Source organism: Tropicimonas omnivorans (assembly GCF_031846565.1).
Classification (GTDB): Bacteria; Pseudomonadota; Alphaproteobacteria; order Rhodobacterales; family Rhodobacteraceae; genus Tropicimonas_B; species Tropicimonas_B omnivorans.
This window is the reverse complement of record NZ_JAVRHL010000002.1, coordinates 1,016,254-1,038,588: the sequence shown is the minus strand read 5'-3', so window position 1 is coordinate 1,038,588 and position 22,335 is coordinate 1,016,254. Positions and strand designations below refer to the sequence as shown.

Sequence of the window (22,335 nt, the reverse complement as noted above, 5' to 3'; positions counted from 1 at the left end):
GCCTGCATTACGACTCTGTTGGCAGTCCAACGCTCGGTCGAACGTCAGGCGCCGAGGCCGGATAGTCTGTCACGCGCTCTTGCGGCACCCTCACGCATGTTGCGTGCAAAGAGGCTGACGTCGATGTCGGTCGCGATGAAAGATGCGCCGATATTGCGACACTCCGCCTGGAACGAGGCATCGAGGGTCAGGATCCCCGCTGCCTTTCCGGCAGACACGATCCTGGTCAGGGCATCCCGTACCGCGTCTTTCACCTCCGGCGCATCCGCCCGGCCAATATGGCCAAGGTCAGCCGCAAGGTCGGAGGGACCTATGAAGACCCCATCGATACCATCGACCGCAAGGATCTCGTCGAGGGCAGCGAGCCCCTTACGGTTTTCGACTTGAACCAGGAGGCAGATCTCGTCGCTCGCAGTGGTCAGGTAGTCCGGGATTGCCGCGAAGTCCGAGGCCCGCGCCAGCGCGGAGCCGACGCCGCGCACACCGTGCGGCGGGTAGGTCACCGCATCGACCAGCGCGCGGGCCTGCGCGGCGCTTTCGACCATCGGGATCAGCAGGCTCTGCGCGCCGGCGTCCAGGTACTGCTTGATGAGCCACGTCTCTCCGATGGGCGGGCGCACCACGGCGTGCGCGTTCCGCGACGCGATCACCTGAAGCTGCCGGACAGTCGAGCGCAGGTCGTTCGGCGCATGCTCGCCGTCCACCAGAAGCCAATCGAAGCCGGCCCCGGCGCTGATCTCGGCGATGTAAGGATCGGCGAGGCCGAGCCAGCAGCCGAGTTGCAGCTCGCCTCTGGCGATGGCGTGTTTGAACGGGTTGCGCGGTGCGGGCATGGCGGACCTCAGACGAAGGAAATCTGGACAGACCCGAAGGGGCCGAAATCGGCGTCGATATGGCTTCCGGGCGGGCATTCGATCGGGCGGATGAAGCTGCCGGACAGGATCACGTGGCCGGGCTCGATGCTCTGGCCGTACTCTGCCATGCGGCGGGCGAGCCAGACGACGCTTTCGACCGGATCGTTCAGCACCCCGGCGCCGAGGCCGGTCTCTTCGACCTCGCCGTCGAGCGAGGCAATGGCGCCGACCCAGCGCAGGTCGAAGGCGTCCGGGGCGTGCCGATCCGGTCCGAGGACGATGCCGGCATTGGCTGCGTTGTCGCTGATCGTGTCGAAGACGGTGCGGATCTGTCCGGTCTCGGCGTCCTTGCGCACGATGCGCGTGTCGAGGATCTCGATCGCCGGGGCGACATGGTCGGTCGCGGCCAGCACATCCTCGCGCGTGACATCCGCACCACCGATGGGGGCCTTCATCACGAAAGCGATCTCGGCCTCGATCCGGGGCTGGATGAAGCGGCCCGCGGGCACGGTCGCGCCGGTCTCGAAGGTCATGTTGTCGAAGAGGATGCCGCTGTCGGGGATGTCGATGTTCAGCGCCGCCTGCATCGCCTTCGAGGTCAGGCCGATCTTCCAGCCGATCACCGCCCTGCCCTGCTCCAGCTTGGCGCGCTGAATGGCGGTCTGCACCGCATAGGCGTCGTCCATGCCGATGTCGGGGTGGCGGAGGCTCAGAAGGCCGATCTGCCGGCCGGTCGCTTCGGCCCGCAGAAGGTCGGCGGCGGCTCTGGCGTGATCTTCGGGGCTCATTGCGCTTCGTCCTCCACGGTATTGCGCAAGGTGCCGATGCCGGCAACCTCGACCTCGACCACGTCGCCGGGGGCGAGGAATTGCGGCGGATCGAGCCGCGCGCCCGATCCGGTGGGCGTGCCGGTGACGATCACGTCGCCGGGCTCCAGCGTCATGAAGGTGGAGATATAGGCGATCTCCTTGCGGATCGGAAACATCATGCGCGAGACGACGTCGTCCTGCCGCACCTCGCCGTTGACGCGCGTGACGATGCGCGCCTCGTCGAGTTGCCCAGGGTCGGTGAAGGGTACGAGCCACGGGCCGATGGCGCCCGAGCGGTCCCAGTTCTTGCCTTGCGTGACGTTGAACTTGGCGTGCCGCACCCAGTCGCGGATCGTGCCTTCGTTGCAGATCGTCAGCGCGGCGATGTGGTCGTAGGCGTCGGCCTCGGCGATGCGCCGGCCGGCCTTGCCGATGACGATGGCGATCTCGCCCTCGTAGTCGAGCTTGTGGCTTTCGGGCGGGCGGATCAGCGGGCGGTCGTGGCCGGTGAAGCCGCTGGCAAAGCGCGGAAACAGCGACATGTACTGAGGCTGATCGCTGCCGTCCTTGTATTCGGCGTTGCGGTCGGGAAAGTTCACGCCCACGCACAGGATGCGGCGTGCGTCGGGCATCACCATCTCGTAGGTGACGTCCGTGTGTGTCGCTTGCCGGCCCTCCGCCGCCTCGGCCAGTGCTTCGAGGCCGCCGGCCCGGACCGCGTCGAAGAGCGTCGGCCATTCGGGAAACGCGTCGTTCAGCGCAACCATGCCGGTATCCGTGACGGCGCCGAAGCGGCGCGCGCCATCCGCGGTAAACGTCGCGAATTTCATCTGATCTTCTCCCATACCTCTTTCACCGCGTCGCGCACGCACATCACGTCCGCCCGCGTCGTGTCGAACTGGCCCACCTGGACCCGGATGATCCTGCGCCCGGCAAAGGCACCCTGTGTCAGGTAGACCCGGCCGTCGTCGTTGATCGCGTCGACCAGGCGCTGCTGCATCGCGTCGTCGCCCGGACAGCGGAACGAGAACAGGCTCAGGATCGGCTCGGTCACGATCTCGAACCCGTCGAGCGCGCGGATCTCCTCGCAGAGCTCGCCGGCCCAGGCGACGTGGTTGCGGATGCGCGCCTGAAGGCCCGACACCCCGTAGGAGCGCAGGAGGAACCATATCTTCAGGGCCCGGAACCGCCGGCCAAGGGGAATGGTCCATTCGGAATAGTTCGTCACGGCGCCGCCGGAGGTCCGCAGGTATTCCGGCTCGATCCGCAGCGTGTCGAGCTGCGGCGCCGGATCGCGCAGGAACTGGACCGAGCAGTCGAATTGCGCCCCGAGCCACTTGTGCGGATTGAAGACGATGCTGTCGTAGCCCTCTGCACCTTGCCAGTAGGCCTCCCGGTATTCGGGGCAGATCATCGCCGCCCCGGCCCAGGCCGCATCGAGATGGGTATAGAGCCCGTGCGCCCGAGCGACCTCGAGGACCGGGCCGAGCGGGTCGCAGGCGCCGACGCCGGTGCCGCCGGTGATCGCGATCACGCCGGCGGGAGTGTGGCCCGCAGCCTTGTCGGCACGGATCGCGGCGTCGAGCGCGTCTGGCGCCATCCCATGACGCGGCCCGGTGCCGGGGATCTTCACCAGATTGGCCTGCCCGATCCCCGAGACCCAGCAGGCCCGGTCGATCGACGAATGGACCTGATCCGAACAATAGATCCGCAGTGCCCCCTTCTGCGACAGGCCGTCGGCATTGCCGGTGTACCCGGTGGCGCGTTCCCGCATGGTCAGGACCGCCGACAACGTCGCAGAGGACGCGCTGTCCTGGATGACGCCGGTCATCCCCTCTGGCAGACCGAGGGCCTGGCGCAGCCAATCGACCATCACGCCCTCGACCTCGGTCGCGGCGGGCGAAGTCTGCCAGAGCATGCATTGCGCCGCCACGGTGTTGACCAGCTGTTCGGCCAGCATGGAGGGCGGCGCCGCGTTGGCCGGGAAATAGGCGAAGAAACGGGGATGCTGCCAATGGGTCATCCCCGGCATCACGATCTCTTCGAAATCCTTGAGGATCGCGGCCATGTCCTCTCCGGCCTCGGGGGGCGCGGCGGGAAACTGCCCGGCGATCTCACCGGGACGGGTGCGGGCACGGACGGGACGGTCGCGCAGCGTCAGGTGATAGTCCGCGCCCCAATCCGCGATCCGCTTGCTCCAGCCCCTGAACTCGTCCCAGTTCATGCAACCCGCTCCGGTTCGATGCCGCCCATGCAGATGTACTTCACCTCGAGGTAATCATCGAGCCCGTGGCGCGATCCTTCGCGGCCGAGGCCCGACGCCTTGATGCCGCCGAAGGGCGCCTCCGCGGTGGAGATGAGGCCGGTGTTGACCCCGACCATGCCGGCCTCAAGCGCTTCGGACACGCGCCAGACGCCCGCGTGTTCGCGGCTGAAGACGTAGGCGGCGAGGCCGATTTCGGTGTCGTTCGCCGCCGCGACGGCCTCGGCTTCCGTCTCGAAGCGAAAGAGCGGCGCGACCGGGCCGAAGGTTTCCTCGCGGGCGATAGCCATGGCGTGGGTGACGCCGGTCAGCACGGTCGGCTCGTAGAAATTGCCGCCGAGCGCGTGGGCCTTGCCTCCGAGGAGGATCCGAGCCCCCCGGCCGTGGCGTCGGCGACGTGTTCGGCGACCTTCGCCGCCGCCGCCGCGTCGATCAGCGGGCCGAAGGCGACGCCGTCCTCGACCCCGTTGCCGGTGCGCATGTCCGGCAGCCGTGCCGCGAGCCTGTCCGCGAAGGCGTCGTAGACGCCCGACTGCACGTAGATGCGGTTGGCGCAAACGCAGGTCTGCCCGTTGTTGCGGAACTTCGCGACCAGAGCGCCCTCGACCGACGCGTCCAGATCGGCGTCGTCGAAGACGAGGAACGGCGCGTTGCCGCTGAGCTCGAACCAGCGGCGGATGACGGCGCCGCGCTCCTTCGCGGTGCGCGCGGCCCAGTCCTTCTGCGCCGCGGCGGCCGCGTCGATGGCCGCGCGCGTCTCGGCCGCGCCGAGGTCCGGCACATGCCCCAGCGTCGCACCGTCCGCGGGATCGGTCACGGCGATGCCGGTGCCGCCCGCGTCGATCCAGGAGCCCCCGACGAGCGCCGCCTGGCGCAGAAGCGCGGGCCTTTCGTGATCGAGCCCGGTCATGGAGCGACGATCGGCGTGGCCTTCATCTGCGAGTCCTTCGTCTCCACCCCGGAGAAGGTCGTGCCGTGCTTGAACCAGCTTTCCGGCGCCGGCGCGCCCCAGAGGGTCTGGCGCTGCGGATCCTTGAGGTCCCACTTGATCGGTTCGAGGTCGGGATCGACCGTCTGGTAATCCGAGCAGTAGATCTCGATCCGGTGGCCGTCGGGGTCGAGGGCATAGAGGAAGAAGGCGTTGGAGATGCCGTGCCGGCCCGGCCCGCGCTCGATGTTCTTCACGAAGCCGCTCGTCGCCATCAGGTCGAGCAGGTCGATGATGTTGAGCGGGGTCGGCACCCAGAACGCGACGTGATGCATGCGCGGGCCGGTGCCGTTGGTGAAGGCCATGTCGTGCACGCCTCCCTTGCGGTGCATCCACGCGGCCCAGAGCTTCTTGCTCTCTTCGTCCTCGGTGTATTCGGTCACGCGGAAGCCGAAATCGCTGTAGAACGCGACCGAGGCGTCGACATCGCTGCTGAAGACGTTGAAGTGGTCGATCCGAAGCGGCTTCACCCCGCGATAAAGCGCGTATTTCTGATGGATCGGCTCCAGCCGATCCATCTTGTGATAGAACTCCAGCGGTATGCCCATGTTGTCCGAGGTCAGAAGCGTCTTGCCCTGATAGGGCCGTTCCACCCACTCCGTCGGCCGGCCCCTGGCCTCGAAATAGGCCTTCGCCCTGTCGAGGTCGTCCTCGTCGAAGGTCTTGAAGCCCATAACCTCGACCGTGCCCGGCTGGTCAGACGCTTGCAGGATGATGCAGTGGTGGCCGCGTTCTTCCATCGCGCGCAGATAGACGCGGGTGTCATCCTCGTCGGTGATCTGAAGACCGAGGATCTCGGTGTAGAACGTCTTCGAGGCAGCCAGGTCCTTCACGTTCAGGCAGACATGGCTGAGCCGGATCGTATTGAAGTCCGGGTAGAGATTTGCGGCGGGAACGGGCATTGGACTCTCCTCGTATCCGAAAGGGCGGTAAGGCAGGTGGGCAAAAGGGACCGCGGGGACGGCGCGCTCGTCAGCCTGCTCCCAGCCGGGTGATCCTGTGCTGCCCGGTGGCGAAGCCGATGTGCTTCTGTTCCATGTAGAAGTCGAAGGACCAGTCACCGCCGTCGCGGCCGATGCCGCTGGCCTTCACGCCGCCGAAGGGTGTCGGCAGGTGGCGCACGTTCTCGGAGTTCACCCAGATCATCCCCGCGTCCAGCCTGTCGGTGAAGCGTAGCGCGCGGGTCAGATCGTTGGTCCAGACATAGCCCGTCAGGCCGTAGGGGATGTCATTTGCGATCTGCAGCGCCTCGTCCTCGATCGAGAACGGGATCGAGGTCAGGACGGGCCCGAAGATCTCTTCCTGCGCAATCCGCATGTCATTGCTTGCGTCGGTGAAGAGCGTGGGCCGGACGAAATAGCCCTCCTCGCCCACGGTCTCGCCGCCGGCGGCGACCGTCGCGCCGTCCTCGCGCGCGGTGTCGAAATAGCTCGTGACCTTGTTGAAGTGCTCTTCCGTGACGAGCGGCCCGATCTCGGTCGCGGGATCGAGCGGATGGCCCACGCGGATTTTGTCGACCCGCTCGATGAGCCTGGCCTCGAACTCCGCGCGGATGCTGTCCTGCACCAGAAGGCGCGAGGACGAGGTGCAGCGCTCACCGTTGATCGAGTAGATCATGAAGATCACCGCATCGAGCGCGCGGTCGAGATCGGCATCGTCGAACACGATCACGGGGTTCTTGCCGCCAAGCTCCAGGTGGTTGCGCTTGAGCGTGTCGGCGCCCTGCTTGGTGATCAGGCTGCCGGTCCGCGACTCGCCGACAAAGGCGATGGCCTTGATTTTCGGATGCTCGCAGAGCGCCTTTCCGGCATCCTCGCCGAACCCGTTCACGGTGTTCAGAACGCCCGGCGGAAGGCCCGCCTCCTCGGCGATCTCCACCAGGAGGCGCGCGGTCAGCGGGGAGGCTTCGGCCGGTTTGTGAACGACCGTGCAGCCGGCCGCGAGCGCCGGCGCGATCTTCCACGTCGACAGCATGAAGGGGGTGTTCCACGGCGTGATCACCCCCACCGGGCCGATCGGCACGCGGGTGGTGATGTTCATCAGCGTCGGCGATTTGAGGTGCTGGCCATCGCGCGCCTGTACCACCTGATCTGCGAAGTAGCGGAAGTTCTCCGCCCCGCGCAGCGCCGCCTTGGACATGAACTTGTAAGCCTGGCCGGTATCCCAGCACTCGCAGAGCGCGATTTCCTCAGAGCGCGCCTCGATCCCTTCGGCGACGCGGATCAGGATCTTCTTGCGCTCGAGCGCGGGCATGTCACGCCAACCGGCGAAGGCCTCGTGCGCGGCCGTGGCCGCCGCGTCGATATCCGCCGCCGTCCCGTGGGCGACGTCGCAGATCACGCTGCGATCGACCGGGGAGCGGGTCTGGAACGTGCCGCCGGAGCCGCCGGAATCCTCCCCGCCGATGCGATTGCGGATGCCGGTTTCGCGGAAGCGGCCAAGATGACCTTCCAGCTTGGCGATGTTGTCGTCGAGCGCCGTCATTGGGCCTCCTCCAGGTGATCGCGCACGTTTCCGGACTTCAGTGAAAGGCCTGCGTCGATATCACGGATTTCCGCCGACAGGGCGACGGACCGGGCGGCGAGAACGGGGGTCATCGCCGTTTCGAGCGCTGCAAAGATCTTCGCGAGAGCATCGGATTTCACTGCATCGCTGCGCCCGGCGCGCAAGCGAACGGACAGATCGACGAAGCCGTGTTTCGGATCGCCGTCTGCCATCGCAACGTGATCGACACGGATCGCGCGGACCCGTATGCCGGGCATGGGAAACGCCTCGATCCCGGCCGCGGCCGCGCGGATCGCCTCGCACACCGTGCCCATGTCCACCGCGCCGTCCAGATTGGCCGAATATTCGATGTGAATGTGAGGCACGAGATATCCTTAACGTGTTAACTGTTGCGACGTTAAGTATACCGGTCCCACGTTGTCAAGTGTGTGAACTCTGTGCAATGCCGACAGGACGAAATATGCGAAGGCGGCCATGACCTCGAAACTTCCCTCGACAGAGCGGTCCCTGCCGATCGCACTCATCCGCGCCCGCGAAGGCGTTATGGCGCCGATCCGCGAGATGCTGGCCGAGACCGGCATCACCGAACAGCAATGGCGCGTCCTGCGGGTCCTGTCGGAATATGGCCGCCTCGACGCCAAGACGCTGGCCGACCGCTCAAGCCTGCTGTTTCCCAGCCTGACCCGAATTGCCGCGACCCTTCGCGAAAAGGGCTTCGTGACCCAGACCCGCGACGACGCCGACCGCCGCCGCCACTTCATCGAGATCACGCCCTCCGGACAGAAGATCATCGACGACCGCGCGGACGAGGCCGCGCGCATTGTCGAATGGTTCAAGGCAACGCTCGGAGCCGACGATTACGAGACGCTTCTGAACCTTCTGGCGCGCATCGATCCCGGCGCGAAGGGCTGAGACCGGCGGTCAGCGACAGGCAGCGAAAACCCTCTCCCTCAGCCAGGCGTGCCGCGCAGAGGCGTTGACCCGAGCGGTCCAGACCACCGAAATGTCGAAGGTCCCCGGAAACGGGCTTTCCCGGATCGCCAGCCCGTCGGAAATCGCTTCACCCATGCGGCGGGGGACGGTCGCAACGAGATCGGACGCCGCGACCATCCTGGCAATCCCGGCCGGGCTGGGCGCCGTAATCGCCGGACGCAGCGTGTGGCCAGCGGCTTCTATCTCCTTGAGATACGCCGATTTCCACGTTCCGTTGTAATCGATCAGGATATGATTGAGCGACAGATAGGCTGCCTCATCCAGAGGCTTCCCGGCGGCCGGGTGGCCCGGGTCCATCAGACAGGCATACCGTTCTTCGTGAAGACGCCTGGAATGAAAGCCCGACTCGGCCCGCCCGAACGGGCCGATGAGCAAGTCCGCCTCGCGCCGCAGAAGCCGCAGGTGCCCGTCGCCGAGTGAGTTGATCACATTGATCCGAAGGCGCGGGGCCTGAGCGCGCAACGCCGCGACGATCTTCGGGATCAGCAGGATACGTTCGTAGAAGTTGCACGCGAGGGTGACGGTGTGTTCGGAGTTTGCCGGATCGAACGTGTCTGGCTCGACCATGTCGTCCAGCGTGTCGAGCATCCCCTGGGCGTGCGCGATCAGCCCTTCGCATCGCTCGGTCGGGACCTGGCGGCCGCCCTCCCGCACGAAAAGCGGATCGCCGAAACAGCTGCGCAGCTTGGCGATCGTGTAGCTCACCGCGGATTGGTTCACGTCCAGCACCTCGGCCGCGGCGGTGAACGAGCCCAGCGTGTGAACGAGGCGCAGCGTCTCCAGCGCGGCGAAATCGAGGCTTCGTGGATCGGGGACTGGCATGCGGCCTCCATCGAATTCTTTGATGGATGATAATAATTCCATCGCGTGGTCCCGCATAGACCTCTGATCGTATCCATGGGCCGAGGAGATTCTTGGGGGGAGGACGCGATGCCGCTCGCGCCGATGAACGAGAGCATCACGCTCGATCAACTGACGCACGATCCGTATCCGATCTATCGGCGCCTGCGCGCCGAGAGCCCGGTGACGCGGGTCGCCGCCGCCGGCCGGACCTTTCTGACGAAGGCGCACCTGACCAAGGCGGTCAAGGACGATCCGGTCCTGTTCAGCAGCGACGATCCGAACACCCCGATGAAGCCCGCCTTCCGCGCCCACACGCTGATGCGCAAGGACGGGACCGAACACATGGCCGAGCGCAAGGCGATCATGCCGGCGCTGTCGCCCAAGCGCATTCAGGCCGACTGGGACCCGCTCTACGAGAGCCTTGCGGACGAATACATCTCGCGCCTGCCGCGCGGGGAGACGGTGGACCTCTTCACCGCGCTCTGCGGGCCGCTTGCTGCGCGCATTCTCGCGCACATCCTCGGCATTCCCGACGCCACGGACGAGCAGATGCAGCGCTGGTCCCAGCGGCTGATCGACGGCGCCGGCAATTACGGCTGGAAGGCGGAGCCGTTCGCCGCCTCGGAGTCGGCGAACGACGAGATGGATGCGCTCTTCGACGAATTGCGCCCCGTGCGCGCGGCCGAGAACGACGGCAGCGCCTTTTCGATCATGCTCAACGCAGACGATCCGATCCCGATGAGCCAGATCTATTCCAACATCAAGATCGCCATCGGCGGCGGCATCAACGAGCCGCGCGACGCGCTCGCCACCGCGGTCTACGGGCTTCTGGACAATCCAGACCAGCTTGCGCAAGTCCGCGCGGAAGATGCCTGGGGCAAGGCCTTCGAGGAGGCGATCCGCTGGGTCGCGCCGATCCAGATCAGCTCGCGCCTCGTGACCGAGGACACCGAGCTTGGCGGCTTTGACATTCCCAAGGGCGACACTGTGATGACGATCCAGGCCTCCGCCTGCCGGGACGAGGAGCTGTTCGAGAACGGCGAGGAGTTCTTCGTCTTCCGGGCCAAGAACCCGCACCAGGCGTTCGGCAACGGCCCGCATCACTGCGCCGGCGCACACGTGGCGAGGCGAACAGTCGGCAAGATCATCCTGCCGCTGCTGTTCGACCGCTTTCCGGACATGCGGATGACCCACCGCGACGACGTGATCTGGAAAGGCTTCGCCTTCCGCGGCCCGATCACCCTGCCGGTCGTGCTGAACTGAGCGCGCCGGCCCGCGATCCGAAACTCCAGGGAGGACCGAGATGGTCAAGGTGACCTATGTCAGCCATGACGGCGACAAGACCACGGTGGACGCCGAAGAGGGCGCCAGCGTCATGCATACCGCCATCGCGAACGATGTCGAGGGCATCGTCGGTGAATGCGGCGGCGCGATGATGTGCGCCACCTGCCATTGCTACGTGGACGACGCCTGGACCGCCGCCGTTGGCGTCCGCCACGACGAAGAGGGCGAGATGCTGGAGGGCGCCAGCGCCGAGGTGACGGAGCGGTCGCGCCTGTCGTGCCAGATCAAGCTGACGCCCGAGCTCGACGGCCTGGTCGTGCACCTGCCCGAGGATCAGATTTGAGCCGCGAACCGGTCGTCATCGTCGGCGCCGGGCAAGGCGGGCTTCAGGCCGCGATCAGCCTGCGGCAGGCCGGGTTTGACGGTCCCGTGTCCCTGATCGGGACGGAGCCGGGACTGCCCTATCAGCGCCCGCCTTTGTCCAAGGCGTACCTCAAGGACGGCGACCCCGAGGCGCTTGCGCTGCGGCCGCAGAGCTTCTTCGAGACGAAGGACGTGAGCTATCTGCCCGAGACGACGGTGTTGCGGATCGACCGCGCGGCGGGCCGGGTCGAGGTCTCCGGGCCTGCGGGAGAGACCGCCCTGCCCTATGGCCAGTTGATCCTCGCCACCGGCACGCGCAACGTTCGCCCGCGCATCGAGGGGCTGGAGCATGCCTGCGATCTGCGCACGCTGACGGACGCGCGGACCCTGCGCGACCGTCTCGGCGCCCCGCGCCGTATCGCGGTGATCGGCGGCGGCTTCATCGGGCTGGAATTCGCCGCCGTCGCGCTGAAACAGGGCCATGAGGTCGCGGTGATCGAAGCCGCGCCGCGGCTCATGGCGCGCGCGGTGTCCCCGATCATGTCGGACGCCTTCGCGGCGCTCCATCGCGGCTGGGGGGCCGAGCTGTATTTCGGCCAGCCTGCAATAGCGGTCGATGCGGGCGGCGTGACGCTTGCGAGCGGAGAGCGCGTGGCGGCAGATTTCGTGCTTCTGGCCGCCGGCGTCCAGCCGAACGCGGAACTTGCGGCGGAGGCGGGCCTCGAGACCGGCAACGGCATCACGGTCGACGACCGTCTGCGGACCTCCGATCCGGCGATCTCCGCTCTGGGGGATTGCGCCTGCTTTCCCGATCCGAGGACGGGCCGGCCGATCCGGCTGGAAAGCGTGCAGGCCGCGACCGATCACGCCCGATCCATCGCCGCGCGGATCGCCTCGGGCGACGATAGAGCCGCCTACGGCGCCGTTCCGTGGTTCTGGTCGGATCAGGGCGACCGCAAGCTGCAAATCGCGGGCTACGCCGCCGGGCCGGAGACGACCGACACTGCGATCTCGGACACCGTAGTCGCCCGCTTCGACACGCACGGCCTCGCCGCGGTCGAGACGGTCAATTCCGCCCGCGTGCACATGAAGATCCGCCGGTGTCTTGCCGCCGGCGAGGAGGTCGACCTGCCGCAGTTGGAGGAGCTCGCGGAGGGATGACCGGGATTAGTTTAACTTGTTAAGCAACCGTGCCTCATGGTACGATCGCAAGCGTAAGGGAGGACCATCATGAACATCGCATCCACCGCCGCGGCGGCCGCCTTCGGCGTCGCCATCCTTGCCGGATCCGCCGGTGCGCAAGAGCTGAAATACGCCAACTGGGCGCCGCCGATGCACACCATCAACGCCGCCCAGATGGAGCCCCTCGCCGAGGCGCTGAGCGAGGGCACGGACGGCGCAGTCACCCTGCGCGGCTTCCACGGCGGAGAGCTGGGCGCCGGCCCCGCGGACCAGTTCGTGCGCGTGCTTCAGGGCACCGCCGACATGGGCTGGGGCGTGCAAGCCTACACCTCGTCGCAATTCCCCAAGAGCCTGATCCTCGAGCTTCCGGGCGCGCTGCCGCTCGACCGTCCGGGCCATGCCGCGCTGTGGCGCGCCTTCGAGTCCGGCGAGATCAGCGACGAATATCCCCGCACCGAGGTCCTCGCGCTCTGGGCGTCCGAGCCCAACATCCTGATGATGCGCGACACGGAAATCCGCAGCCCCGAGGATCTGCGCGGCCTGAAGATACGCGTCGCCGGCTCCATCTCGGCCGATGCGATGGAAGCGCTCGGCGCGACGCCGGTGCAGTTCCCGATGACGCAGGTCTACAACGGCCTGCAGACCGGCCTGATCGACGGTGTGATCTCGGGCGCGTCCGTCCTGTCGGACTTCAAGCTCAACGAGGTGGTGGACAGCGTCACCACCGGCCCCAACTTCGGCCGGACAGCCTTCTACACGGTGATGAACCAGGGCGCCTATGACGGCCTCTCGGACGAGGCGAAGGCCGCGCTCGACGAGATCAAGGGCGCGCCGATCTCGCAGATGACCGAAGAGGCGTGGATCGCCACCGCCGACGCCGCCCTCGAGGCCGCGCGCGAGTCCGACAGCACCACGGTGATCGAGCTCGAGAGCGCCGAGGCGGACGCCTTCAACGAGGCGCTGGCCGAGGTCACCGACGCCTACGTGGCCGAGGTCGGCGGCGACGCGACCTTGCAGGCGATCCAAGCGGAGTGATGCTTCGGACCCTGCACAAGGTGACGGACAGGCTGATCGGCCTGTCCGCGTTCGTCGGAACGGTGGGGCTGGTCTTCGTTGCGGGCGTGATCGTCGTGGACGTGGTGGGCCGCAACTTCGGCGCGCCGCTCTACGGCTCCCAGGATCTCATCACCATGACCATGGTGCTGATCGTCTTCGGCGGGCTGGCCCTGTGCGACCGGACCGGGGGCCACATCGTCGTCGACATCTTCGAAAGCGCGTTCCCCCCGGCGCTGAACCGCGCCATCGACGTCTTCTCCGGCCTTCTCGGCGCGACGATCTTCATCGGCATCGCCTGGACGGTGTTCCAGTCGGCGCAGATCAGCCAGATGCTGAACCTGTCCACGAACCTGCTGCGCCTGCCGACGGCCTGGTTCCAGTACGCGCTCTGCGTGCTGTCCCTGATCGGCGCGCTGACCATGCTGCTGCGGGCGGCGACGCCGCTGCCGGGGGGCGCGGGCGACCGGATGGAACGGAGCGAGCCTCAATGAGCCCCGAACTCGTCGGAACCGCGGGGCTGGCGCTGCTGCTCGGCCTTCTGCTGATGCGCGTGCCGGTGGCCTTCGCGATGTTCGCGGTGGGGTTCGGCGGCATCTGGATCCTCAATGGCCTGAACGCCGCGACCGGCCTTCTGTCCTCCGAGACCTTCGCGCTCGCCTCCAATGCCGAACTGATCGTGGTGCCGCTGTTCATCCTGATGGGCAACGTCGCCAGCGTCACCGGGATGAGCCGCCGGCTTTACGATGCCGCCTATGCCACGATCGGCCAGGTCCGCGGCGGGCTGGCCTCTGCGACGGTGATCGGCTGCGGTGGCTTTGCGGCGCTGTCGGGATCCTCCGTCGCGTCGGCGCTGACCATGGGTCGCACGGCCCTGTCCGAGATGGACCGCTTCGACTACTCCCCGCGCCTGTCCACCGGCGTCGTGGCCGCAGGCGGCACGCTCGGCATCCTCATTCCGCCGTCCACTGGCTTCGTGATCTACGCGATCCTCACCGAACAGAGCATCGGGCGATTGTTCATGGCCGGTATCCTGCCCGGCATCCTGCTGCTCACGGCGTTCCTTCTGACGGTCGCGATCCTGTGCACCACATGGCCGGCCATGGGGCCGAAGGGCCCGGCCACCACCCCGTCCGAAAAGTGCCGCGCGCTCTTTGGCGCGGTGCCGATCCTGATCGTGGTCTTCATCACGATCGGCGGCATCTATTCTGGTCTCTTCTCTCCGACCGAGGCGGCGGGGGTGGGCGCGGCGCTCGTCATCGGCATCGGCGCCGTCAGCGGGCAACTCTCGCTTCGCGCATTCTGGGACGCGGCGCAAAGCAGCATCGTCACCACCGCGTCGGTCATGCTGATCCTGATCGCGGCGCATCTGATCAACCCGTTCGTTGCGCTGAGCCACCTGCCGGCCGAGGTCAGCCGGATGCTCGTCACGCTCGATCTAGGGCTCTACGGCACACTTCTGGTGATCCTTGCGATCTACCTGGTGCTCGGCTGCTTCCTCGAGGGTCTCGCCATGCTGGTGCTGACGCTGCCGATCTTCTTTCCCGTCGTCACGGATCTCGGCGTCGATCCGATCTGGTTCGGGGTACTGGTCGTCCTGACGCTGGAGATGGGGCTGATCTCTCCGCCGGTCGGGATCAACGTCTTCATCGTCAAGTCGGTGGCGCGGAACGTGCCGCTTCTCGACATCTTCCGCGGCGTCATGCCGTTCTGGTTCGCCATGCTGGTGACGCTTCTCATCCTCGTGGCGGTGCCGCAGCTGTCGCTCTGGCTGCCGGGGATGATGTAGACTTCCGGCCGGCCCGCCCGGGCGAAGGGGGTACGCCTCCTCCGGGCGGATCGGCCGATCTCAGGCGGCGTTCGCTGCCGCCTTGAGACCAGTGTCCAGCCCCGCCTCGAGCCGGTCGATATCGGCGCGTTCGATCACGAGGCACGGCGAGATGATGATGTTGTTCCCCGAGGTGCGCAGCATCACGCCGTCCTCGTAGGCCGCATCGAACATCGCCTGCACCGCGCCCTTGCCCAGAGGCGTTTTCGCCGCGCGGTCCGACACCAGCTCCAGCGCCGCCATGAGGCCCTTGCCGCGGACGTCGCCGACGATGTCGTGCTTTTCCTTCAGACGCTCCAGCGCGGCCAGAAGCTGCTCGCCACGCGCCTTGGCGTTGGCGACGACGCCCTGCTTCTGCACCTCTTCCAGCGTGACGAGCGCGGCCGCCGCGCCGACCGGGTGGCCGGAATTGGTGTAGCCGTGGCTGATCGTGCCGTCGGCGCCCGAGGCTGTCTCGAACGCCTCTGCGATCGTGCCGTTCACCAGCGTCGCGCCGAGCGGGAAGAAGCCGTTGGTCAGCGCCTTGGCGGTGGCCATCATGTCGGGCTGAACGCCCCAGAGCCGCGAGCCGCTTTCCGAGCCGGTGCGCCCGAAGGCGCAGATAACTTCGTCGGCGATCAGCAGGATGCCGTTGCGGGTGCAGATATCGCGCATCATCGGCATCAGCGTCTCGTGCGGCACGATTACACCGCCCGAGCCCAGGACAGGCTCCATCACGAAGGCGGCGATGGTGTCGGCGCCGTAGAAGGCGATATCGGCCTCGAACCGGGCGGCGATGCCCTGCGCGATCGCCGCCGGATCGTCGGTGCCGAACTCGTTGCGGTAGGGATAGGGCGCCGGAAGGTGGTGGCAGCCCGGCAGCATCGGTTCGTACTGGCGGCGGAACTTGTTCGAGCCATTGATCGACGCGCCGCCGAAATGCGTGCCGTGATAGCCGTACTTGAGCGAGAAGAACCGCGTGCGCTCGGGCTGGCCCTTGATGCGCTGGTATTGCCGCGCGAGGCGCAGCGCGGTGTCGATGGAGTCCGACCCGCCAGAGGTATAGAACGCCCGCTCCATTCCTTCGGGGGCGAAGAATTCGCGCAGCGCCACCGACAGTTCGATCACCCGGTCGTGGGTGGTGCCGCGGAAGGTGTTGTAAAAGGCCAGGCGCTCGATCTGGTCGATCATCGCCTGTTTCACCGCGGGCGCCGAATGGCCGAGGCTGACGTTCCACAGCCCGCCCACCGCATCGAGCAGACGGTGCCCGTCGATGTCGATGACCTCCACCCCCTCGGCGGCGGTGACGATGCGCGGCGGATTCGCCTGCATGTCTCCGGGATGGGCCATCGGGTGCCAGCCGTAGCGGGCGTTGTTGGCCTTGATGAAGTTGGAGTCCCTGAGATCGTTCATCGTCTTGTCCTTTCAAAGACCGAGAAGGCGCAGCGCCTCGGCGTAGCCGGCGCCGGGAGCGGTGACGTCGAAATGCACGCAGGCCATGCCCGCCGTCTCGCCGCCGCGTATGTTCCTGAGCTGATCGTCGACGAAGACGCAGGACGACGCCGGCAGACCGAGCCCGTCGGTCACGAAGGCGAAGGCCCCGGGATCGGGCTTCAGGATGCCGGTATATGTTGCATCGACGATCAGCTCGAAATCGGACAGGAACGGCAGCTTGTCGCGAAAGCCCGTCCCGTAGAAGAGGTCGAGCTCGTTGGACAGGATTGTCAGCCGCTTGCCCCCGGCCTTCGCCCTTGCGATCGCGTCGAGGAATTCCGGCCGTATGATCGCAGCGGGATCATCGCCGCGCACACGCGCGATGAACTGTGGAAACTCTGTCCAGTCCTCGCCGACCATGCCGCCGACCTCGGTCATGCGCCGCATGTAATAGTCGCGCTCCGATATCCCGCCGGCCTGCATCGACGACCAGAGCGCGTCGCCTTCGGGCGCGAACGGACCCTGCCAGGTCAGGGTGCCGGGCGGCAGGCCGAGCGACCGCTCGGTCAGATCGTGCGTCTCGAACAACGTGCGCGAGATGACGCCGCCGAAATCCAGAACCAGCGCCTCGCGCGTGTCGGTCATGTCTGAACGTCCTCGTGCGACTGAAGTCCCCTGCCCGCGCCATCGGCTATGGGGGCGCGCGCCTCGAGCCAGGCGCCGGCCAGCCCGCGGGTCTGCGCGGCGTAACGTGCGCAGCGCTCGGCCGCGCCGTCCTCGTCCATGCGCTGAGCGATCCAGCCGACATAGCTGGCCGCGCGCAGCAGCACGAAGAGATCGAGCGGCGCCGGATCGAGCGGGCGCACCGACCGGTACCCTTCAATCAGGGCATCCCTCAGTGCGGGGTAATCCGGCTCGCGCATGTTCTTCAGAAGCGTCGTGGCGACGTCGAACAGGCGAAAACCGAAGCCGCCATCGTCGAAATCGATGAGATGGAGCCTTTCGCCGTCCACGAGGATGTTCTCGCGCACGAGATCCGCATGGATGAGCCCGAAATCGACATCGGGACCGAGCGCCCGAAGCTCGGCACCGGCAACCTCACGCACGTCGCGGAACAGCGCGCGATCCGCCTCGGACAGCGCAGGATTGTCCCAGAAGCGGCCCCAGACCGGCGCCTCGCCCACAAGACCCGTCCGGTCCCAGCGGCAGCGCGTGAACTCCGGCGGTGGCGACCAGGCGTCGCTCAGCGCGTGCAGGTGCGCCATCTCGCGACCGATGCCGCGGAAGAGCCCGGTGCGGTCCGGATGCTCGAGCGGCACGCCACTCGCACCGAGCGGCCGCCCGTTCAGCCATCCCAGCACATCGACCTGAACCCCGTCCACGACGTGCAGAAGCGCGTCGTCCCGCGCGGCGACCGGTGCGGGCACATTGAGCCCGCCTTCGGCCAGCGCCGCCATCCACTGCAGCTCCGAAGCCAGCTCCGCGTCGGTGCGGTAGCCGGTCCGGTGTAGCCTGAGAGCGACGGTGCGCCCCCCCTGCTCCACCCGGTAGACGGCGTTTTCGCGGGCGGCGACAAGATCCGACCGGGCGCCGGCAAGGCCCCAGAGGTCGAGCGCCGTTTCGACCGTTCCGGTCATGCGTGCACCGAAGTCTCGGCCAGAACCTCGTCGAGCGTGTCGAACAGAAGGTCGGCGTTCTCGATCGAGAAGGGCAGCGGCGGTCGGATCTTCAGCGTGTTCTTGTGGCGCCCGAGCTTGGAATGGATGATGCCGCGATGGCGCATGGCGTTGATGACGCGGTCGGTGAACTCGGTCGCAGGGGTCTTGTCCTCCCGGTCCAGCACCATTTCCGCGCCGAAGATCAGGCCCGATCCGCGCACGTCGCCGATGACCTCGTACTTATCCAAGAGCGCAAAGAGCCGCTGCCGCGCATGCTCGCCGACGCGGCCCGCATGGGCGACAAGGTCCTTGTCCTCGATCTCCTTCAGCACGGCCATCGCCGCGGCGCAGGACACCGGGTTGCCGCCGAAGGTATTGAAGTAGCGATAGCCGCGCCGGAACGTGCCGAGGATCTCGGCGCGGGTAACGACGCCGCCGACCGGATGGCCGTTGCCCATCGGCTTGCCCATGGTCACGATGTCGGGCACGACGCCCATCTTCTGATGCGCCCACATATGCGTGCCGGTGCGCCCGAAGCCCGATTGCACCTCGTCGCAGATCAGAAGGCCGCCGGCCCGGCGCACGACTTCGGCCACCGGTTTCAGCCAGCCATCCGCGTTCTGCGGGAACCCTTCGTTGAGGAAATAGGGGCAGATGACGAGCGCGGCGAAGCCATGGCCCTCCGCCTCGTGGGCGGCGATCTCGGTTTCCACCGCGGCGGCAAAGGTTTGCCCGTCCGGGTCTGGCCTGCGGTAGCTGTCGGGCGCCTCCACGAAGCGGAAATACTGCCCGAGGCCGAAGCCCACACTCGGCGGATTGCTGCGCCCGAGCTGGCTGACCAGCGCGGTGTTGCCGTGATAGGTCGCGTCGGTGGCGACGATGCCGCGCTTGCCGGTCATCCCCTCGGCCATGCGCAGCGCGATGTCGTTCGCCTCGGACCCCGTGCAGGTCATCGCCGCCGCCTCGAGCGAGGCGTCCATCGTCCCGGTCAGCTTGTCGACATAGTCGAGAATGCCCTCGTGCAGGTAGCGCGTATGGGTGTTGAGCGTGCCCGCCTGACGGCAGATCGCCTCCACCACGCGGGGGTTGCAGTGCCCGACCACCGGCACGTTGTTGTAGCAATCGAGGTACTTGCGCCCCTCCGCGTCCCACAGCCAGACGCCTTCGCCCCGCACGATGTGGACGGGATCGTCGTAGAAGGTCGACACGCCCGGCCCCAGAAGGCGGTCGCGGTCTCTCATGATGTCGGCGATGCTGCGTGTCATGCGGTCTCCGGGCCGATGGGCCCTCAAAGCTTGAACCAGGCGGTCTTGAGGTCGAGGTACTTGTCGAAGGCATGCAGGGACTTGTCGTGCCCGTTGCCGGACTGCTTGACCCCGCCGAGCGGCACGGTCAGGTCCGATCCGCCGTAGGTGTTGACGTGGACGATGCCGGCCTTGATGCGCCGCACCATGCGGTGGGCGCGGCTCAGATCGGCGGTCCAGACCGCCGCGGCAAGCCCGTAGTCGGTGGCGTTGGCAAGCGCCGTAGCCTCCTCTTCGGTGTCGAACGGAATGACGGCGAGGACCGGCCCGAACACCTCTTCGCGGGCGAGCCGGTCGTCCGGCGCGACGCCCGCGACGATGGTCGGCGCCATGTAGTAGCCGCCGGTCTCTTCCAGAATGCGGCCGCCGCCGAGGGCGATCCGCCGCCCGGCCGCGCGCGCCTCTTCCACGAATTGCAGGTTCTGCGCGAGCTGGCGTTCGGAGTTCACGGCCCCTGCCCCGGTGGCCGGGTCGAGCGGATCCCCCACCTTCATCTGGCGCGCGACGGCCGCGAGCTTCTCCACGAAAGCATCGTGGATGGACCGTTCGACCAGAAGGCGCGAGCCCGCGACGCAGACCTGCCCCGAGTTGCGGAAGATCCCGTAGGCCGACACCTTCGCCGCCTCGTCGAGGTCGGGTGCATCTGCGAAGACGACGTTCGGCGACTTGCCCCCGAGTTCGAGATAGACCCGCTTGAGGTTCGACCGCGCCGACGCCTCCAGAAGCCGCCGGCCCGTCGCGCCCGACCCGGTGAAGACCAGCACGTCAACGTCCATGGACTCCGCGATGGCGGCGCCGACCACGGCGCCCTCCCCGGTCACGACGTTGAGAACGCCGGGCGGCATCCCGGCCTCGAGCGCAAGTTCGGCGATGCGCAGGAGCGTAAGAGAAGCCGTCTCGGCCGGTTTCAGGACCACGGTATTGCCAGCCGCCAGCGCCGGACCCAGCTTCCAGGCGCCGATCATCAGCGGGAAGTTCCACGGCACGATGGCGCCGACGACGCCAACGGGTTCGCGGTGCACCAGCCCCAGGTTGCCCGGCCCGGTCGGCGCGATCTCACCGTAGAGCTTGTCGATGGCCTCGGCGTAGAAGCGGATGGCGGCGGCGGCCGACATGGGTTCGGCCTTCATCGCCATGGCGATCTCGGTGCCGTTGTCGCGCACGCCCAGAACAGCAAGCTCCAGAGCGTTCGCCTCGATCAGGTCCGCCCAGCGAAGCAGGACCGCCTTGCGCGCCGCGGGGGGGAGATCCGACCACCGGCCGTCGTGGAAGGCGGCCCGCGCCGCCGCGACCGCGGCCGCGGCATCGTCGGCCGTGCCGCGCGGCACCGTCGTCAGAACCTGCCCGTCGATGGGCGAGACGACGTCCATCACCGCCCCGTCCGACGCCGGCCGCGGGGCGCCGTCGATGATGTGCGATCCCGGCGCGACCGGCCTTGCGCGCAGCGCGTCTATCCTGGCGACATCCATGTGCTTATCCTTCGCTGCGGCTGTCGGAATGGAGTTCGTCGATCGTATCGCCACGCCGCGCCTTCCACATCGTCCAGCCATGCAGAAGGAGCGCGAAGACGATCATGCAGAACAGGATGAAGGCGATGGGCCGGTCGATGAAATCCAAAGGCGTCTGGACCCGCGCCATCGCGGTGCGCAGCTTGTCCTCCATCAGCCCGCCCAGCACGATGCCGAGGATCACCGGAGAGGTCGGGTAATCCAGCCGTTTGAGGATCATCCCGAAGACGCCGAAGCCTGAGGCGACGAAGACGTCGCTCAGCGAATTGCGCAGCGAATAGACGCCGATCAGGCTGAACGTCAGGATCATCATGCCGAGAAACCGGTTCGGGATCAGCATGACCTTCATCAGCGTGTCGGTGGCAAAGAACAGGAACAGCACCACGAGCACGTTGAGGATGATGAGGCACAGGTAGAGCGCGAGGATGAAATCCATCTCGTTGGCGAAGAGCTGGGGGCCGGGGATGACGTTGTGCACGTAGAACACCGCCAGCATCATCGCGGTCAGCTCTTCACCCGGGATGCCGAGCGCGAGCAGCGGCACCATCGCCGCGGGCGGAACGGAATTGTTCGCGGCCTCCGACGCGACGAGCCCCTCGGGATTGCCCTTGCCGAACAGTTCCGGCGTCTTGGAGGTGCGCTGCGCGTAGGAATAGGACATGAACTGCGACATGAACTCGCCCACGCCGGGGATCATCCCGCAGAACACCCCGAAGGACGATCCGACGAGCGCGAGGCGCCGGAACACCCAAAGCTCGCCCATGACCTTGAAGAATCCCTTCTTGCCGACCGTCGGCATGGGAAAGTTCTTGTCCTTGTCGAGAAACAGCACCAGCGCCTGACTGATGGCGAATATGCCGAGGACCACGACGATCAGGTCGATTCCGTTCTGCAGCCAGCCCTGCCCGAAGGTGTAGCGCTGCGTGTACCCCGTACCCTCGAGCCCGATTGTCTGCAGGAAGATCCCGAAACAGGCCAGCATCGCCGCGGCGAGGACCTGTCCCCGGTGGTTCAGCACGACGAGGACGATGCCCAGAAGCGCTGCAAGGAATATCTCGCGCGCGCCGAACATCGGCGCGACCTTCGCCAGGATCGGCGCGAACAGCATCAGGCAGATGATCGAGAAGATGCCGCCGAAGAACGACGCCGAATAGGCCAGCGCCAGCGCCCGCCGCGCCTCACCGCGCTGGGTCATCGGAAAACCGTCATAGGTGGTCAGCGCGTTGACCGGCGTGCCGGGCGTGTTCACCAGGATCGCCGGGATAGCGCCGCCGAACATCGACGAGCCGTAGACGCCCAGGAGCGCGGTCAGCCCGACGATCGGCTCCAGCATGAAGGTCGCGGGCAGCATGATCGCGATCGCGACCGCGGCCCCCACGCCCGGAAGCGATCCCACGAGTACGCCGCCGATCGAGCCGACCACGATGGCCGCGATCACGTCCCACCGGGCGATGATGTCGATGCTGGAGAGCAGAAGGTCCATCAGG

The 22,335-nt window shown here is 67.0% G+C and carries 21 protein-coding genes and 2 pseudogenes; 7 read left to right on the top strand and 16 right to left on the bottom strand.

Features of this window, described 5'->3' with window-relative positions; translation table 11 throughout:
* Positions 1-44: 44 nt before the first annotated feature.
* The 9 genes and pseudogenes from RM543_RS10235 to RM543_RS10200 form a co-directional block, all read right to left on the bottom strand.
* A complete protein-coding gene (locus tag RM543_RS10235; protein ID WP_311691185.1) occupies positions 45-833 on the bottom strand; it encodes an aldolase/citrate lyase family protein in 789 nt (262 codons plus the stop codon).
* Between the two features lie 8 nt (positions 834-841).
* Entirely contained in the window at positions 842-1,642 is an 801-nt protein-coding gene (hpaH, locus tag RM543_RS10230; protein WP_311691183.1) for a 2-oxo-hept-4-ene-1,7-dioate hydratase, read from the bottom strand.
* Positions 1,639-2,493 (bottom strand): fumarylacetoacetate hydrolase family protein, encoded by an 855-nt coding sequence (locus tag RM543_RS10225; RefSeq protein WP_311691182.1) that lies wholly within the window; start codon positions 2,491-2,493, stop codon positions 1,639-1,641. Before RM543_RS10225 ends, hpaH begins: the two co-directional genes overlap by 4 nt.
* Complete coding sequence (locus tag RM543_RS10220) at positions 2,490-3,887, bottom strand: pyridoxal phosphate-dependent decarboxylase family protein (RefSeq protein ID WP_311691180.1); 1,398 nt, start codon at positions 3,885-3,887, stop codon at positions 2,490-2,492. The genes RM543_RS10225 and RM543_RS10220 overlap by 4 nt, the downstream gene beginning before the upstream one ends.
* Positions 3,884-4,608 (bottom strand): annotated as a pseudogene (locus tag RM543_RS10215) (aldehyde dehydrogenase family protein); the annotation flags it as partial. The gene RM543_RS10220 and the pseudogene RM543_RS10215, both read right to left, overlap by 4 nt.
* Before the next feature lie 45 nt (positions 4,609-4,653).
* A pseudogene (locus RM543_RS18945) lies at positions 4,654-4,836 on the bottom strand (succinate-semialdehyde dehydrogenase (NADP(+))); the annotation flags it as partial.
* Positions 4,833-5,816 (bottom strand): 3,4-dihydroxyphenylacetate 2,3-dioxygenase, encoded by a 984-nt coding sequence (hpaD, locus tag RM543_RS10210; protein WP_311691178.1) that lies wholly within the window; start codon positions 5,814-5,816, stop codon positions 4,833-4,835. The pseudogene RM543_RS18945 and the gene hpaD, both read right to left, overlap by 4 nt.
* Before the next feature lie 70 nt (positions 5,817-5,886).
* The gene (hpaE, locus tag RM543_RS10205) at positions 5,887-7,398 is read right to left on the bottom strand and encodes a 5-carboxymethyl-2-hydroxymuconate semialdehyde dehydrogenase (protein ID WP_311691176.1); all 1,512 of its coding nucleotides are present in this window, start codon (positions 7,396-7,398) and stop codon (positions 5,887-5,889) included.
* The gene (locus tag RM543_RS10200) at positions 7,395-7,784 is read right to left on the bottom strand and encodes a 5-carboxymethyl-2-hydroxymuconate isomerase (protein WP_311691174.1); all 390 of its coding nucleotides are present in this window, start codon (positions 7,782-7,784) and stop codon (positions 7,395-7,397) included. Before RM543_RS10200 ends, hpaE begins: the two co-directional genes overlap by 4 nt.
* Before the next feature lie 109 nt (positions 7,785-7,893).
* On the opposite strand from RM543_RS10200, the gene hpaR reads away from it, so the two are divergent.
* Positions 7,894-8,331, top strand: coding sequence for a homoprotocatechuate degradation operon regulator HpaR (gene hpaR / locus RM543_RS10195; RefSeq protein ID WP_311691172.1), 438 nt, complete (start codon positions 7,894-7,896; stop codon positions 8,329-8,331).
* Positions 8,332-8,340: 9 nt separating this feature from the next.
* On the opposite strand, the gene RM543_RS10190 is transcribed toward hpaR, so the two are convergent.
* Positions 8,341-9,234, bottom strand: a complete 894-nt coding sequence (locus tag RM543_RS10190) for a LysR family transcriptional regulator (RefSeq protein WP_311691170.1) — start codon at positions 9,232-9,234, stop codon at positions 8,341-8,343.
* A 108-nt stretch (positions 9,235-9,342) separates the two neighbouring features.
* Between RM543_RS10190 and RM543_RS10185 the strand changes: the two genes are divergently transcribed.
* The 6 genes from RM543_RS10185 to RM543_RS10160 all read left to right on the top strand — a co-directional run bounded on the left by RM543_RS10185 (position 9,343) and on the right by RM543_RS10160 (position 14,926).
* Positions 9,343-10,518: a cytochrome P450 gene (locus RM543_RS10185; protein WP_311691168.1), complete on the top strand. Its 1,176-nt coding sequence runs from the start codon at positions 9,343-9,345 to the stop codon at positions 10,516-10,518.
* 40 nt (positions 10,519-10,558) lie between these two features.
* Positions 10,559-10,882 (top strand): 2Fe-2S iron-sulfur cluster-binding protein, encoded by a 324-nt coding sequence (locus RM543_RS10180; RefSeq protein ID WP_311691166.1) that lies wholly within the window; start codon positions 10,559-10,561, stop codon positions 10,880-10,882.
* The gene (locus RM543_RS10175; protein WP_311691164.1) at positions 10,879-12,063 is read left to right on the top strand and encodes an NAD(P)/FAD-dependent oxidoreductase; all 1,185 of its coding nucleotides are present in this window, start codon (positions 10,879-10,881) and stop codon (positions 12,061-12,063) included. The genes RM543_RS10180 and RM543_RS10175 overlap by 4 nt, the downstream gene beginning before the upstream one ends.
* A gap of 69 nt (positions 12,064-12,132) precedes the next feature.
* On the top strand, positions 12,133-13,119 hold the full coding sequence (locus RM543_RS10170; RefSeq protein ID WP_311691162.1) for a TRAP transporter substrate-binding protein: 987 nt from the start codon (positions 12,133-12,135) through the stop codon (positions 13,117-13,119).
* Entirely contained in the window at positions 13,119-13,631 is a 513-nt protein-coding gene (locus RM543_RS10165; protein ID WP_311691160.1) for a TRAP transporter small permease, read from the top strand. The genes RM543_RS10170 and RM543_RS10165 overlap by 1 nt, the downstream gene beginning before the upstream one ends.
* Complete coding sequence (locus tag RM543_RS10160; RefSeq protein ID WP_311691158.1) at positions 13,628-14,926, top strand: TRAP transporter large permease; 1,299 nt, start codon at positions 13,628-13,630, stop codon at positions 14,924-14,926. Before RM543_RS10165 ends, RM543_RS10160 begins: the two co-directional genes overlap by 4 nt.
* Positions 14,927-14,986: 60 nt before the next feature.
* Here RM543_RS10160 and RM543_RS10155 read toward each other — a convergent pair whose 3' ends face one another.
* The 6 genes from RM543_RS10155 to RM543_RS10130 are packed head-to-tail and all read right to left on the bottom strand — an operon-like array spanning position 14,987 to position 22,331.
* Positions 14,987-16,357: an aminotransferase class III-fold pyridoxal phosphate-dependent enzyme gene (locus tag RM543_RS10155; protein ID WP_311691156.1), complete on the bottom strand. Its 1,371-nt coding sequence runs from the start codon at positions 16,355-16,357 to the stop codon at positions 14,987-14,989.
* Positions 16,358-16,369: 12 nt separating this feature from the next.
* Entirely contained in the window at positions 16,370-17,023 is a 654-nt protein-coding gene (locus RM543_RS10150; protein ID WP_311691154.1) for an HAD family hydrolase, read from the bottom strand.
* On the bottom strand, positions 17,020-18,015 hold the full coding sequence (locus RM543_RS10145; RefSeq protein ID WP_311691152.1) for a phosphotransferase enzyme family protein: 996 nt from the start codon (positions 18,013-18,015) through the stop codon (positions 17,020-17,022). Before RM543_RS10145 ends, RM543_RS10150 begins: the two co-directional genes overlap by 4 nt.
* Positions 18,012-19,301 carry an aspartate aminotransferase family protein gene (locus RM543_RS10140; RefSeq protein WP_311691150.1) on the bottom strand — a complete coding sequence of 430 codons (1,290 nt, stop codon included), beginning with the start codon at positions 19,299-19,301 and terminating at the stop codon, positions 18,012-18,014. Before RM543_RS10140 ends, RM543_RS10145 begins: the two co-directional genes overlap by 4 nt.
* A 23-nt stretch (positions 19,302-19,324) precedes the next feature.
* Positions 19,325-20,809 (bottom strand): aldehyde dehydrogenase, encoded by a 1,485-nt coding sequence (locus RM543_RS10135; RefSeq protein ID WP_311691148.1) that lies wholly within the window; start codon positions 20,807-20,809, stop codon positions 19,325-19,327.
* A gap of 4 nt (positions 20,810-20,813) precedes the next feature.
* Positions 20,814-22,331: a tripartite tricarboxylate transporter permease gene (locus RM543_RS10130; RefSeq protein ID WP_311691146.1), complete on the bottom strand. Its 1,518-nt coding sequence runs from the start codon at positions 22,329-22,331 to the stop codon at positions 20,814-20,816.
* Positions 22,332-22,335: the final 4 nt, after the last annotated feature.